Annotated in this window: 15 protein-coding genes; 10 read left to right on the forward strand and 5 right to left on the reverse strand. The window is 77.0% G+C overall.

Going from position 1 to position 13,062, the window contains the following annotated elements; genetic code table 11:
* Nucleotides 1–24: 24 nt before the first annotated feature.
* A complete protein-coding gene (locus FMM08_RS23960; protein WP_147926620.1) occupies nt 25–2,334 on the reverse strand; it encodes a putative bifunctional diguanylate cyclase/phosphodiesterase in 2,310 nt (769 codons plus the stop codon).
* A gap of 67 nt (nt 2,335–2,401) precedes the next feature.
* On the opposite strand from FMM08_RS23960, the gene FMM08_RS12285 reads away from it, so the two are divergent.
* Genes FMM08_RS12285 through FMM08_RS12295 form a run of 3 tightly spaced genes read left to right on the forward strand, consistent with a single transcriptional unit; the run spans nt 2,402 to nt 4,272 of the window.
* Nucleotides 2,402–3,460 (forward strand): asparaginase, encoded by a 1,059-nt coding sequence (locus FMM08_RS12285; protein ID WP_222710696.1) that lies wholly within the window; start codon nt 2,402–2,404, stop codon nt 3,458–3,460.
* Nucleotides 3,461–3,476: 16 nt separating this feature from the next.
* Complete coding sequence (dtd, locus tag FMM08_RS12290) at nt 3,477–3,914, forward strand: D-aminoacyl-tRNA deacylase (RefSeq protein ID WP_147926622.1); 438 nt, start codon at nt 3,477–3,479, stop codon at nt 3,912–3,914.
* Between the two features lie 31 nt (nt 3,915–3,945).
* Nucleotides 3,946–4,272 carry a DUF2516 family protein gene (locus tag FMM08_RS12295; protein ID WP_147926623.1) on the forward strand — a complete coding sequence of 109 codons (327 nt, stop codon included), beginning with the start codon at nt 3,946–3,948 and terminating at the stop codon, nt 4,270–4,272.
* A gap of 27 nt (nt 4,273–4,299) precedes the next feature.
* On the opposite strand, the gene FMM08_RS12300 is transcribed toward FMM08_RS12295, so the two are convergent.
* Nucleotides 4,300–5,130, reverse strand: a complete 831-nt coding sequence (locus tag FMM08_RS12300) for a class I SAM-dependent methyltransferase (protein ID WP_255472328.1) — start codon at nt 5,128–5,130, stop codon at nt 4,300–4,302.
* Nucleotides 5,131–5,308: 178 nt separating this feature from the next.
* On the opposite strand from FMM08_RS12300, the gene mshA reads away from it, so the two are divergent.
* Nucleotides 5,309–6,577 (forward strand): D-inositol-3-phosphate glycosyltransferase, encoded by a 1,269-nt coding sequence (gene mshA, locus FMM08_RS12305; RefSeq protein ID WP_147926688.1) that lies wholly within the window; start codon nt 5,309–5,311, stop codon nt 6,575–6,577.
* Between the two features lie 56 nt (nt 6,578–6,633).
* Entirely contained in the window at nt 6,634–7,374 is a 741-nt protein-coding gene (locus FMM08_RS12310; RefSeq protein WP_147926624.1) for a phosphoglyceromutase, read from the forward strand.
* Nucleotides 7,375–7,474: 100 nt separating this feature from the next.
* Here the strand turns inward: FMM08_RS12310 and phoU are convergent, their stop codons facing one another.
* On the reverse strand, nt 7,475–8,146 hold the full coding sequence (gene phoU, locus FMM08_RS12315; protein WP_147926625.1) for a phosphate signaling complex protein PhoU: 672 nt from the start codon (nt 8,144–8,146) through the stop codon (nt 7,475–7,477).
* A 188-nt stretch (nt 8,147–8,334) separates the two neighbouring features.
* On the opposite strand from phoU, the gene FMM08_RS12320 reads away from it, so the two are divergent.
* Both FMM08_RS12320 and FMM08_RS12325 read left to right on the forward strand, forming a co-directional pair.
* The gene (locus tag FMM08_RS12320) at nt 8,335–9,510 is read left to right on the forward strand and encodes a sensor histidine kinase (RefSeq protein ID WP_222710697.1); all 1,176 of its coding nucleotides are present in this window, start codon (nt 8,335–8,337) and stop codon (nt 9,508–9,510) included.
* Nucleotides 9,507–10,196, forward strand: coding sequence for a response regulator (locus FMM08_RS12325; protein WP_147926626.1), 690 nt, complete (start codon nt 9,507–9,509; stop codon nt 10,194–10,196). The genes FMM08_RS12320 and FMM08_RS12325 overlap by 4 nt, the downstream gene beginning before the upstream one ends.
* Nucleotides 10,197–10,255: 59 nt before the next feature.
* Here FMM08_RS12325 and FMM08_RS12330 read toward each other — a convergent pair whose 3' ends face one another.
* Entirely contained in the window at nt 10,256–10,936 is a 681-nt protein-coding gene (locus FMM08_RS12330) for a hypothetical protein (RefSeq protein WP_147926627.1), read from the reverse strand.
* Between the two features lie 196 nt (nt 10,937–11,132).
* Here FMM08_RS12330 and FMM08_RS12335 point away from each other — a divergent pair, with 196 nt between their 5' ends.
* The 3 genes from FMM08_RS12335 to ispF are packed head-to-tail and all read left to right on the forward strand — an operon-like array spanning nt 11,133 to nt 12,849.
* Nucleotides 11,133–11,615, forward strand: coding sequence for a CarD family transcriptional regulator (locus tag FMM08_RS12335; protein WP_147926628.1), 483 nt, complete (start codon nt 11,133–11,135; stop codon nt 11,613–11,615).
* On the forward strand, nt 11,612–12,328 hold the full coding sequence (gene ispD / locus FMM08_RS12340; RefSeq protein WP_147926629.1) for a 2-C-methyl-D-erythritol 4-phosphate cytidylyltransferase: 717 nt from the start codon (nt 11,612–11,614) through the stop codon (nt 12,326–12,328). The genes FMM08_RS12335 and ispD overlap by 4 nt, the downstream gene beginning before the upstream one ends.
* The gene (ispF, locus tag FMM08_RS12345) at nt 12,325–12,849 is read left to right on the forward strand and encodes a 2-C-methyl-D-erythritol 2,4-cyclodiphosphate synthase (protein WP_147926630.1); all 525 of its coding nucleotides are present in this window, start codon (nt 12,325–12,327) and stop codon (nt 12,847–12,849) included. The genes ispD and ispF overlap by 4 nt, the downstream gene beginning before the upstream one ends.
* Before the next feature lie 60 nt (nt 12,850–12,909).
* On the opposite strand, the gene FMM08_RS12350 is transcribed toward ispF, so the two are convergent.
* A partial coding sequence (locus FMM08_RS12350; RefSeq protein ID WP_304653985.1) for a Fe-Mn family superoxide dismutase occupies nt 12,910–13,062 on the reverse strand: 153 nt, incomplete at its 5' end.

A 13,062-nucleotide genomic window follows, 5' to 3' on the forward strand; every position in this document is an offset into this window, starting at 1 on the left:
CCCGCCGGTCGACCGGGTGCCGGCTCAGGAGGCCGTCTCGGCCAGCGGGGGGTCCACCGCCTGCGGTGACGGCACCGCCACGCCCACGGCGTGGCCCTGCACGGCGCCGAAGCCGAGCCCGCGGGCCAGCTCGACCTGCGCCGGGGTGTCGACGCCCTCGGCGAGCGCCAGCACCCCCAGGTCGCGCGCGATGTCCACCACCCCTCCGAGCAGCCTGGCGCAGGCCGGCTCCTCGATGCGCCGCACCAGCGACCTGTCCACCTTGAGCGAGTCCACCGGGAAGCTGACGAGGTAGTCCAGCGAGGCGTAGCCGGTCCCGAAGTCGTCCACCGCCACCCGCACCCCGTGCTCCCTCAGCACGGCGAGCCGCTCCGCGATGCGCTCCCGGTCGGACAGCCACGAGCCCTCGGTGATCTCCAGCACCAGGGCCGTGCCGGGCACGCGGGCCCCCGCGAGCGCGTCCAGGACCGCGGTGGTCAGGTCGGGGCGCAGGAGGGTGCTGGCGGAGGCGTTGACGGAGACGGTCAGGTCCGGTGCCGCGTCGGAGCGCCAGCGGGCGCACTCCACCAGGGCCAGGCGCAGCACCGCCTCGTCGACGTCGCGGACCACGCCCAGCCGCTCGGCCAGCGGCACGAGGCGGTCCGCGCCGAGGGTGCCGCGCTCGGGGTGCTGCCAGCGCGCCAGCGCCTCGTGGCCCGAGACGCGGTCGTCGTCGCGAGCGGCGCCCAGGCGCACGATCGGCTGGTAGTGCGGGACGACCTCCCCGCCCTCCAGCGCGGCGGGGAGCCGCGCCGCGAGCAGGCGCTCGTCGTGGCGGACGGCCAGCAGGTGGGGCGTGGCGCGCAGCGACGGCACCCGGCGGCGCACGGCCTCGGCGAGCGCCAGCTCGGCGTCACCCAGCTGGGCGGTGGCGGCCATGGCGACGGCGGCGGCGTCGTCCGGGTCCTCGAGGGGCCGGCCCGGCAGCAGGACCTCCCCGACGCGTCCGCGCAGGCGCACCTGGCCACCGGGGACCTCGAACGGCTGGGTGAGCGCGTCCAGGAGGTCCTGCGCGGTGGTGGACGGTGCGGCCGACGGCGCAGCGTCCTCGCCTCCACCCGCTCCGGAGGGGGCGCTGGTGCCGGGCGCGTCGCCGGCGGGGGCCAGCACGGCGAACCCGTCGCCGCTGGTGCGGTAGGCGCGGGACCCGGAGGGCGCGGCGCGCTCCAGGCGCTCCGCCACCGCTGCCAGCGCCTCGTCACCGGCGGCGTGGCCGCGGGTGGCGTTGACGTCCGCGAAGGCCTCGAGGTCCACCACGCACAGCAGGGCCGGGGGGCTGCTGGGGTCGGCCAGGCGGCCGGCGAGCGCCTGGAGCAGGGAGCGGCGGGTGCCCAGGCCGGTGAGCGGGTCCACCCCGGCGCTGCGGCGGACGCCGCGCGCCGACAGCCACTGGCGCAGCGCGAGCAGAGCCACGGTGGCCGCCGACGCCGCCACGAGCACCGGCGTCGGCTCCCGGGCGGCGCTCCACCGGGACAGGCCCGGCAGCACCACGAGCGTGACGCCCGCGCCGAGCACCGCCAGCGTGGCGGGGAAGCGGCGACCCGACGGCGCGACGGGCCGCCCCAGGGCGCGCATCGAGGGGTGCCACGCCGCGGCGACGAAACCCGACCACGCCACCACGAGCGCGGCGTCCGCGGGGGAGCCGGGCGCGTACCCGTCGCCCAGCGCAGCGGCGATGGTCGACACGTGCCACACCAGCAGCCCCGCCGCCACCACCAGCAGCAGCCGGACGGCGGGGGAGCGCAGGCGGCCCGTGACCACGGCCCAGGCGGCGGCCGCCGCGACCACCACCACCCCGGCGGCCTGCGCGGCGAGCCACGCCTCCGCCGTCGCGCCGGCGCCGCGGGAGTCGCTGTGGAGCACCGAGACGAGCGTCAGCGACGAGGAGGCCGCGGCGATGGCCAGCAGGGACACGTCCACCGCGTCCACGGCGGCGTCCTGCTCCCGCTGGCGCCCCACGAGCGCCACCACGCGTCCGAGGGCCAGGAAGGCCCCGGTGCACGCCAGCGCCACCACCACGGCTCCGGCGTCCAGCACCACGGCCCACCACGCGGCGCCGTAGAGCACCGCCGCCCCGAGCAGCACCAGCCACACGACGGGTCGCGCCGGCTGGTTGCGCACCACCCCGGCGAGCACGCCCACCACCCCGGCCAGCTGCACCGCGGCGAGCACGTCGACCGCCGTCGGTGCCGGCAGCAGGGCCACTGCGGTGGCACCGGCCACCACGGCGGCGGCCGCCAGCACGGCGCCGGCGGCCGCTGCCGCCGGCGCCCGCCGTGATCCCTCGCGCGCCACCCCCCGAACTCTCCACCACAGACGGCCCGCCGTCACCGCCGCGCGCCCGATCGGCGATGCTGCCCCGGTGACGCCGACGCTGGACCTCTCGCTCGCCGGTCTCGCCGTGCCGCTCGCCGCCGTGGTGCGGGGCCCCCTGGTGGAGTCGGTGCACCTGGGCCACCTCGCGGTCACCGGACCCGACGGCGAGGCCGTCGCGGGTCTCGGGGACCCGCACGCCCGGGTCTGGCCGCGTTCCAGCCTCAAGCCGCTGCAGGCCGTCGCGGCGCTGCAGGCGGGCCTCGACCTCGCCGGTGACGACGACCGGTCCCGCCGCCTGCTCGCGCTGGCCTGCTCCAGCCACAGCGGCGAGCAGCGCCACCTCGACGGCGTGCTGGAGCTCCTCGCCGGTGCGGGGCTGGGACCCTCGGCGCTGCGCGGCACCCCCGACCTGCCCTACGGCGCCGAGGCGTCCGCGGCCTGGCGCGCTGCCGGCAACGGCCCGCAGCCGCTGGCGCAGAACTGCTCCGGCAAGCACGCGGCGATGCTCGCCGCCTGCGTGGCCGCGGGCTGGGACACCGGCACCTACCTCGACGTCGGGCACCCGCTCCAGCGCCAGGTCCGGGCGACGGTGGCGGACCTGGGCTCGAGCGCCCACAACCTGACCACCGTGGACGGGTGCGGAGCGCCGCTGCACTCGCTGCCCCTGTCGGGCCTGGCGAAGGCCTTCGGCCGCATCGCCGCGGCGCCCGAGCGGGCGCCCGGCAGCGCCGAGGCGGCGGTCGCCCGCGCCATGAGCAGCCACCCCGAGATGGTCGGCGGCACGGGGCGCGACGTGACGGCGCTCATGGCGGCCGTCCCCGGTCTCGTGGCCAAGGACGGCGCGGACGGCGTGTACGCCGTCGGCCTCCCCGACGGCCGCGGAGCGGCGCTGAAGGTGCTCGACGGCTCCGACCGCCCCCGCCCGGCGGTGGTGGTCGCCCTGCTGAGGCTGCTCGACGTCACGGCGCCCGCGCTCGACGAGCTCGGGCGGGTGCCGGTGCTCGGGCACGGCCGCCCGGTGGGCGCGGTCCGCGCGCTGCTGCCCGACCCGCTGCCCGCGGCGCCGCCGCCGGCGGCGCGGGCCCTGCCGGAGGGCCTGCTGTGAGCGGGGGCGTCCAGCGGTGAGGGCGGTGGTGCAGCGCGCCTCCTCGGGGCGCGTGGTGGTGGACGGCGAGGAGGTGGCCGCCCTCGACGGCCCCGGTCTCGTGGTGCTCGTGGGGGTCTCGGTCGACGACGGGCCGGACGACGCCGCCCAGGTGGCCCGCAAGGTGGCCGACCTGCGGGTGCTGCGCGGAGAGCTGTCCGCCGTCGACGCCGGCGCCCCCGTCATCGTGGTCAGCCAGTTCACGCTGCTCGCCGACACCCGCAAGGGGCGGCGCCCCACGTGGGCGGGGGCGGCCCGCGGCGACGTCGCCGAGCCGCTGGTCGCCGCCGTGGTCGAGGCGCTGCGCGAGCGCGGCCTGAGGGTCGGCACGGGGGTCTTCGGAGCCGACATGGCGGTGGAGCTGGTGAACGACGGTCCGATCACGATCCTGCTCGACACGCGCTCACCCGGGTAGGTCGCACCACCGCTCCACCTACGATCGGGTGGTGGACCTCATCGCCTCCGGTCAGGGCTTCATCCTCCTCGTGCTCGGCGTCGCCGCGCTCGGCCTGGAGGTCTGGGCACTGGTCCAGGCCATCAGGTTCCGCAAGGACGCCTACCCGGCGGCCGGGAAGCAGACCAAGGTGCTGTGGGTGACGCTCACCGCGGTCGGCGCGGCCGTCGGCTTCGTCTCGCTGGGCAACCCGCTCGGCTTCCTGTCGATCATCGCCGTCGCGATCGCCGCGATCTTCCTCGTGAGCGTCCTCCCGGCGCTGCGCTCGGTGCAGGGCCCCGGCGGCCGCACCTCGAACGGGCCGTACGGCGGCTGGTGACCCCCGGCGCCGATGCCGGCGCCTGAGCTACAGGCCGACGGACGCGGCGGCCACGGCCACCTCGCCGAGCCGCCACCTCGCGGGGCGCCCCTGCACGGGCCACCCCGCCTCCCGCACGCGGGCCACCGCGGCGGCGAACCGCTGCCGCGCCCCGAACACCGCCAGCGGCGCCTCCCTGGCCCACGCGTCGTCCAGCGCCGCGAGCCACGCGTGCACCGGCTCACCCGGCACGTTCCGCTCGATGAGCGCCTTGGGCAGGCGCTCGGCCACCGCCCCCGGGCGCTCCAGACCGGCGAGGCGCAGCGACAGCACCAGAGAGCGCGGCGCGCCGTCGTCGTCGACGACGACCCAGGCGGCCCGCCGCCCGACCTCGTCGCACGTGGCGTCCAGGAGCAGGCCCCCCGGCGCCAGCCGCGACGCCACGAGCCGCCAGGCGGGCCCCACCTCCTCGACCGGGTACTGGCGCAGCACGTTGGCCGCGCGCACCACCACCGGCCGCCGCCCGCCCAGCACCCCCGGGGCCCCCAGCTCGAAGCCGCCGACGGCGAAGCGCACGCCCGTCCCGGCCAGGCCGGCGCGCCGCAGCCCCTCGGTGGCGGCGCTCACGCGCTCGGGGTCGATCTCGAGCCCCACCACGTCCACGTCGGGGCGCACCACCCGCAGGCGCGCGGCCAGCTCCGCGGTGGTCGTGTGGGAGGCGCCGTAGCCGAGGTCGACCACGAGGGGGTCGTCCGCGGAGCGCAGCAGCGAGGCCCCGGGTCCGACGAGCCACCTGTCGAGGCGCCGCAGCCGGTTGGTGCCCGTGGTGCCGCGGGTGGGCCTGCCCACCGGGCGCCGCGGGGCGGGCGAGGCTGGCACGCGCACGCATGCTGCCAGGGGGTGGCCGACGAGCTGCGACGGGCAGGGGTGCGCGCGGGGTGGTCCGGTCGGGCTCGACCGGTTGGGCGCGGGAGCCGCGCGTGGGTACCGTCGCGGCGTGCCCTCCCGCCGCAGCCGCCAGCGCGCCGCGGCCGGCGCACCGCCCCGGCGCGTGGCGATGGTCAGCATGCACACCTCACCGCTGGACCAGCCCGGCACCGGAGACGCGGGAGGGCTCAACGTCTACGTGGTCGAGCTCGCCTGCGAGCTGGCCCGCCGCGGCACCGAGGTGGAGGTCTTCACCCGCGCCCGCTCCTCCGCGGCCCCGCCCGAGGTGGAGCTGGCGCCCGGCGTGCTGGTCCGCCACGTGCCCGCCGGGCCGTTCGAGGGCCTGGCCAAGGAGGACCTGCCCGCGCAGATGTGCACCTTCGCTGCGGGGGTGCTGCGCACCGAGGCGCGACGCGACGCCGGCTGGTACGACCTCGTGCACTCCCACTACTGGCTGTCCGGGCAGGTGGCCGACCTCGCCGCTGACCGCTGGGGCGTGCCGCTGGTGCACACCGCCCACACGCTGGCCAAGGTCAAGAACGCCCACCTCGCCGCGGGAGACCTGCCCGAGCCGGCCTCCCGCGTCATCGGTGAGGAACAGGTGGTGGCCGCGGCCGACCGGCTCATCGCCAACACGGACGACGAGGCCCGCGACCTCGTGGAGCGCTACGGCGCGGCGCCCGAGCGGGTGGACGTGGTGCCGCCGGGGGTGGACCTGCTCCGGTTCTCCCCGGGGGCCGGCGAGGACCGCGGGCGGGGCGCCGCCCGCGCGCTGCTGGGACTGCCGCCCGAAGCGCTCGTCATGGTGTTCGCCGGTCGCGTGCAGCCCCTGAAGGCCCCTGACGTGCTGCTGCGCGCCGCGGCCGAGCTGCTGCGCCGCGAGGGCGCCGCCCTGCGCCACCGGCTCGTGGTGGCCGTGGTGGGCGGCAGGTCCGGCGTGGGGGGCCACGCCCAGGACCTCGAGGGCCTGGCGCGCACCCTGGGGCTCGCGGGCGTGCCGGGCGTGCCCGACGTGGTGAGGTTCGAGCCGCCCGCCTCCCGCGACCGCCTGCCCGAGTGGTTCCGTGCCGCCGACCTCGTGGCGGTGCCGAGCTACAACGAGTCGTTCGGGCTGGTGGCCCTGGAGGCGCAGGCGTGCGGCACACCGGTGGTGGCGGCGCGCGTGGGCGGGCTGGTCACGGCTGTGGCCGACGGCACCTCCGGCGTGCTCGTCGACGGGCACGACCCGCGCGCGTGGGCCGAGGCCCTGCAGCGCCTCGCCGCCGACCCCGGCGAGCGGGAGCGGCTCGCGGGCGGGGCGCGGGCCCACGCCGAGCGCTTCGGCTGGGGCGCCAGCGCCGAGGGGGTGCTGCGCAGCTACGTCGCGGCGCTCGAGCGCCGCCGGCGCAGCTGCGCCTGACCGGTCCGGGACGAGGGCCCGACCCCGTCCCCAGCGGCCCGGCTAGGGTCGCGCCCATGAGCACCCTGCTGCTGCTGCGCCACGGCGAGAGCGAGTGGAACGCCCTGAACCTCTTCACGGGGTGGGTCGACGTCCCGCTGTCGGAGAAGGGCCGCGCCGAGGCCGCGCGCGGCGGAGAGCTGCTGGCCGAGTCGGGTCTGCTGCCCGACGTCGTCCACACCTCCCTGCTGCGCCGCGCCATCACCACGGCGCACCTGGCCCTGGACGCCGCCGACCGCCACTGGATCCCGGTGCGCCGCAGCTGGCGCCTCAACGAGCGCCACTACGGCGCCCTGCAGGGCAAGGACAAGAAGCAGACCCTCGCCGAGTTCGGCGAGGAGCAGTTCATGACCTGGCGCCGCTCCTACGACGTGCCGCCGCCGCCGATCGAGCGCGGCTCGGAGTTCAGCCAGGACGCCGACCCCCGCTACGCGGACCTGGGGGCGGACGCGCCGCTGACCGAGTGCCTCGCCGACGTCGTGGACCGCATGCTGCCGTACTGGCACGAGTCCGTGGTGCCCGACCTGCAGGCCGGGAAGACCGTGCTGCTCGCCGCTCACGGCAACTCCCTGCGCGCGCTGGTCAAGCACCTCGACGGGATCTCCGACGCCGACATCGCCGGTCTCAACATCCCCACCGGCATCCCGCTGCACTACGACCTCGACGCCGAGCTGCGCCCCACCACCCCCGGTGGCCGCTACCTCGACCCGGAGGCCGCGGCGACCGCCGCCGCTGCCGTCGCCAACCAGGGCCGCTGAGACGCGGGCGCGCTCCGCGCCCGCACGACGCACGAGACCCCCGGCCGCACCGGCCGGGGGTCTCGTGCGTGCCGGGCCCTGCTCGTCCGGGCGAGCCGCGTCAGTCGGTGGTGACGACCGGGTCGAGGGGGGCGTCGACGTCGCCGGTGACCAGGTAGCTGATCCGGCGGGCCAGGGAGACCGCGTGGTCCCCGTAGCGCTCGAAGAAGCGGCTGGCGAGGGTCACGTCGGCGGTGGTCTCCGGCGAGGCGCTCCAGCCCTCGCCCGAGACGGCCGCGAAGACCTGGCGGTGCAGGTCGTCGAGGGCGTCGTCGTCCTTGGCGAGCTCCGCGGCCAGCGCGAGGTCGCGGGTGGCGATGACGCGCCCGGCCTTGGAGGCGATCCGCTGGGCGGTGGCGCCCATCTCCGCGAAGACCAGCTCGAGGTCGCCCGGGATGGCGGTGTTCGGGTAGCGCAGGCGCGCCAGCAGGGCGATGTGGCGGGCGAGGTCGCCCATGCGCTCCAGGCTGGAGCTCATGCGCAGGGAGGCGACCACCACGCGCAGGTCGGTGGCGACCGGCGCCTGGCGGGCCAGGATGGCGACGGCGCGCTCGTCCAGCTCGCGCTGGGCCTCGTCGATCTGGACGTCGGCGGCGATGACGCTCTCGGCCAGGCGCAGGTCGGCCGCGAGGAGGGCGCGGGTGGCGCTGCCCATGGCGGCCCCGACGAGGCCGCACATCTCCTGCAGTCGCTCGGCGAGCTGGTCGAGCTCGGAGTGGAAGAGGTCGCGCACGGGTGTTCTCTCCTGGGGGCTGGGGACGCCCGGCGCAGCCGCGCGCGGGTGTGACCCGCTGAGACTGGCGCGGTGCGGTGAACGGCGCCAGGTGGCCGGGTGAACAGCCGGCCAACCAGCCACCCGCACGGCCCTGCGGGGCACCCGGCGGCCCGGACCGCCACCCGGGCGGCCCTACGCTGGCCGACGTGCAGGCCTCCGTCGTGGCGGCCGCCCTGCTGGGGCTGGTCGTGGGCTGCCTGGTCGCCCTCGCCGTCCGCCGCGACGACGTCAGGGTCGACCCGGTGCCGCCCCCCGGTCCCGGCGACCTCCCGGCGGGCGTCCCCGAGCTGCTCGCCGTGCTCGGTGGGCCCGCGGTGGTGCTGGACGTCTCCGACGCCGCGGTGCGCGCCTCGCCCGCCGCGCACGCCGTGGGCCTCGTGCGCCGCGGCGCCGTCACCGACCCCGACGTGCTGGCGGCGGTGCGCGCGGTGCGTGCTGACGGGGAGGTGCGCGAGGTCGACGTCGACCTGCGCGTCCCCGCCGGGGGCACCGCCCGGCGGGCGCTGTCGGTGCGGGTCGCGCCGCTGGGCCCGCTGCACGTGGTGGTGCTCGGCAGCGACCGCACGGAGGCCCGCCGCCTGGAGCAGGTCCGCCGCGACTTCGTGGTGAACGTGGGCCACGAGCTGAAGACGCCCGTGGGCGCCATGTCGGTGCTGGCCGAGGCGATGGCCGACGCCGCCGACGACCCCGAGGCCGTGCGCCGCTTCTCGGCCCGCATGGGCGTGGAGGCGCGCCGGCTGGCCGTCCTCGTCCACGACGTGGTGGAGCTGTCGCGCCTGCAGGACGGCGAGCCCCTGGCCGCCGCCGCCCGCGTGGACGTGGACTCCGTCGTCGCCGAGGCCGTGGACCGCTGCAGCACCACGGCCGGCTCGCGCGGGATCGCCCTGGAGACAGGACCGGACACCGGCGCCCAGGTGGTCGGTGACGCTGAGCTGCTGACCACCGCTGTGCGCAACCTCGTGGACAACGCGATCCGCTACTCCGACGCGGGCACCCGCGTGGCCGTGGGCGTCCGCGTGGACGAGGCCGCCGACGCGGTGGAGGTCTCCGTGAGCGACCAGGGCATCGGCATCGCGCCCGCGGACCGGGAGCGGATCTTCGAGAGGTTCTACCGCGTCGACCCCGCCCGCTCCCGCCAGACCGGCGGCACCGGGCTGGGCCTGAGCATCGTCAAGCACGTCGTCGCCGGTCACGGCGGCGAGGTGCAGCTGTGGAGCCAGGAGGGCCAGGGCTCCACGTTCACGCTGAGGGTGCCGCAGGCACCTCCGCGGCGCCCCGTCCGCGCGGACGCCGACACCGAGCTGGAGGAGTTCTCAGGATGACGAGGGTGCTGCTGGTCGAGGACGAGGAGTCGTTCAGCGACCCGCTGTCCTACCTGCTGCGGCGGGAGGGCTACGAGGTCGAGGTCGCGGCGGACGGACCGTCCGCGCTGGCCGCCTTCGACAGGAGCGGGGCCGACCTCGTCCTGCTCGACCTCATGCTGCCGGGCGTGCCCGGCACCGAGGTCTGCCGGCAGCTGCGGACCCGCAGCGCCGTCCCGGTGATCATGCTGACCGCCAAGGACTCCGAGGTCGACGTGGTGGTCGGGCTGGAGCTGGGCGCCGACGACTACGTCACCAAGCCCTACTCCGCCCGCGAGCTGCTGGCCCGCGTGCGGGCGGTGCTCCGCCGCCGCAGCGAGCCCGAGGACCTCCTGCCTTCCGCCGTGGAGGTCGGTCCGGTGCGCATGGACGTCGACCGGCACGTCGTCACCGTGCGCGGCGAGGCGGTGCGGCTGCCGCTGAAGGAGTTCGAGCTCCTCGAGCTGCTCCTGCGCAACGCCGGCCGTGTGCTCACCCGCGGGCAGCTCATCGACAGGGTCTGGGGCTCGGACTACGTCGGTGACACCAAGACCCTGGACGTCCACGTCAAGCGGCTGCGCGCCAAGGTCGAGGAGGACCCGTCGGACCCGCGCTTCCTCGTGACCGTGCGCGGCCTGGGCTACAAGGTCGAGGCCCCGGGCGCCTGACGGCGTCCGGGGCCTCGACCTCGTCCCCCGCAGGGGCAGGACCGCGGGGACCCGCCGGCTCAGCCCTCGGAGGGGGAGGCGCTCGTGGTCTCCGACGCCTCGCCGTCCGGCGCGGCCGTGGCCGAGCGGGCGCTGGTCGGGCTGGTCGAGGGCGAGCCGGTGCGGGGGCCCGTCGCCGAGGGGGAGCCGGTCACGCGCGGCGTCGGGGACCCGCTGGCCGAGGGCTCCCCGGAGGGGCTCCCGGTCGGGGTGGTCGTCGGGGTGGCCGTGGGCACGTACTGCGCGTACTGCTCCAGCGTCCCGTCCAGCACCGGCACCGCGAGCTGCTGGGTGTCGCCGTCCGCGGTCACCTCCATCGTGACGACCTGGCCGGGGGGCGTGGAGAACGACGATGCCGTGACGGTCTGCTCACCGGCGGGTCCGACGTCGTAGGTGGTGGCCGGCTGGACCTGGAAGGTGCCGGAGAGCGAGGAGGACTCTCCCGTGCCGGCTATCCGCACGCTGACCGGGTCGTTGCCGGAGTTGACGATGCGGGCCACCAGGGAGGCCGGAGCCCCCTCGCCGCTGGTGGCGACGAACAGGCCGGCCACGTGCACCGTGCCGAGCGAGACGGCGGCGGCGGCCCCGGGGGCGTAGCTCGCCGCGGTCTGCTGGGCGTTGGTGTAGGTGCAGCCGGTGGCGGCGGTCAGGGAGGCCAGCGCCAGCGCGCTCGCGGCCAGGGCGCGTCGTGGGAGGTGCACGCCGCGGAGCCTACCGGCGAGACGGCGGCGCGCCCGGCCCAGCACGCCGGCGGCGCGCCTGTCAAGCGTGCAGGCGGGGAGCGCCTCCGTGCCCCAAGACCACTCGCACGGCCCTGACCTGCGGGAACGAGGTCCGCGGACTCCCGGACCACCCGTGCGCCGTGGTAGGATCGAGGTCGCGAAAGGGGATCTGCTGATGGTATTCAAGGTCGGCGAGACGGTCGTCTACCCCCACCACGGGGCCGCCCTCATCGAAGAGATCAAGAACCGCACGATCCGCGGCGAGGAGAAGCTCTACCTCCGCCTCAAGGTCGCCCAGGGAGACCTGACCATCGAGGTCCCGGCCGAGAACTGCGACCTCGTGGGTGTCCGCGACGTCGTCGACAGCGCCGGCGTCGACAGGGTGTTCGGGGTGCTGCGCCAGCCGTACACCGAGGAGCCGACCAACTGGTCGCGCCGCTACAAGGCCAACCTCGAGAAGCTCGCCTCGGGTGACGTCATCAAGGTGGCCGAGGTCGTGCGCGACCTCTACCGCCGCGACCAGGACCGCGGCCTGTCCGCGGGCGAGAAGCGCATGCTCGCGAAGGCGCGCCAGATCCTCGTCTCCGAGCTCGCGCTCGCGGAGAAGACCGAGGAGTCCCGCGCCGAGGCCCTCCTCGACGAGGTCCTCGCCAGCTGAGCACGGCCTGCGTCCTCGTCGCCGCCGGGTCCGGGACCCGGTTGGCGGCGGGGTCACCGAAGGCGTTCGTCGTCCTCGACGGGCGCCCGCTGCTGGTGCACGCCGTGGAGCGCGTGCTGCGCGCTGGCGTCTGCGACCAGCTGGTCCTCGTGGTGCCCGACGGGCGCCAGCAGGAGTCGACCGCCCTCGTCTCCGGACTCCCCGGGGCCGGGGGCGTCGTGCTGCGCGCCGTCGCCGGCGGTGTCGACCGCCGCTCCTCCGTGGCAGCGGGCCTGGCGGCCCTCGGCGACGACGTCGACGTGGTGCTCGTCCACGACGCCGCCCGCTGCCTCACCCCTCCAGAGCAGGTGCTCGAGGTGGAGCGCGCCGTGCGCGCCGGGGCTCCCGCCGTCGTGCCCGGCGTGGCCGTCACCGACACCGTGCGCGCCGTCGCCGCCCGTGCTGGCGGGGCGGCCGGACCCGTGGACAGGGCCTCGCTGCGCCTGGTCCAGACGCCGCAGGGCTTCCGCCGCGACGTCCTCGAGCAGGCGCACGGCGCCGCCGCCGAGCACGGTCTGCCCCAGGCGCTGGCCGCCACCGACGACGCCTCGCTCGTGGAGCTGCTGGGCACGCCCGTGACCGTCGTCCCCGGCCGTGAGGAGGCCTTCAAGGTGACCCGCCCGCTCGACCTCGCCCTCGCCTCCGCGGTGCTCGCCCAGGAGGGCGCCCTGTGAGCGGGAGCGGAACGCCGGGGCTGCCGCGGGTGGGCGTCGGGGTCGACGTGCACGCCTTCGCCCCCGAGGGCTCGGACCGCCCGCTGCGCGTCGCCGGTCTGGACTGGCCCGGTCAGCGCGGCCTCGCGGGCCACTCCGACGCCGACGTCGCGGCGCACGCCGCCTGCGACGCCCTCTTCTCCGCCGCCGGCATCGGCGACCTCGGCGCCCACTTCGGCACCGCGGAGCCGGAGTGGGCGGGGGCCGCCGGCGTCGTCCTGCTCGCCGAGGCGGCCCGGCGCGTGCGCGCAGCGGGCTACGAGATAGGCAACGTCGCGGTGCAGGTGGTCGGCAACCGCCCCAAGGTCGGCAGCCGCCGCTCCGAGGCGCAGGAGGCCCTCTCGGCGGCCTGCGGCGCCCCGGTGTCCGTCTCGGGCACCACCACGGACGCCCTCGGGCTCACCGGGCGCGGGGAGGGCGTGGCGGCCATCGCCACCGCCCTCGTCGTCGCCGTCGGACCTCCCGACCGACCCTCAGCGTGATCACGGGCGTCCGCCACCCCTTGCGGGTGGCGGACGCCCGTGACCATGGACGGGAGTCCGTCAGGCGGGGACGACCAGACCGGAGGTCTTGGTGCGGGCGGCCTCGAAGCGGGCGGCGACGTCGGCCCAGTTGACGATGTTCCACCAGGCCTTGACGTAGTCGGGCTTGACGTTCTTGTAGTCCAGGTAGAAGGCGTGCTCCCACATGTCGAG

The organism is Quadrisphaera setariae, assembly GCF_008041935.1.
Classification (GTDB): Bacteria; Actinomycetota; Actinomycetes; order Actinomycetales; family Quadrisphaeraceae; genus Quadrisphaera; species Quadrisphaera setariae.

Coding starts and splice junctions, on each gene's coding strand:
- FMM08_RS12325 (WP_147926626.1), top strand. CDS start 9,507: ATGACGAGGGTGCTGCTGGTCGAGGACGAGGAGTCGTTCAGCGACCCG.
- FMM08_RS12335 (WP_147926628.1), top strand. CDS start 11,133: ATGGTATTCAAGGTCGGCGAGACGGTCGTCTACCCCCACCACGGGGCC.
- mshA (WP_147926688.1), top strand. CDS start 5,309: ATGGTCAGCATGCACACCTCACCGCTGGACCAGCCCGGCACCGGAGAC.
- FMM08_RS12310 (WP_147926624.1), top strand. CDS start 6,634: ATGAGCACCCTGCTGCTGCTGCGCCACGGCGAGAGCGAGTGGAACGCC.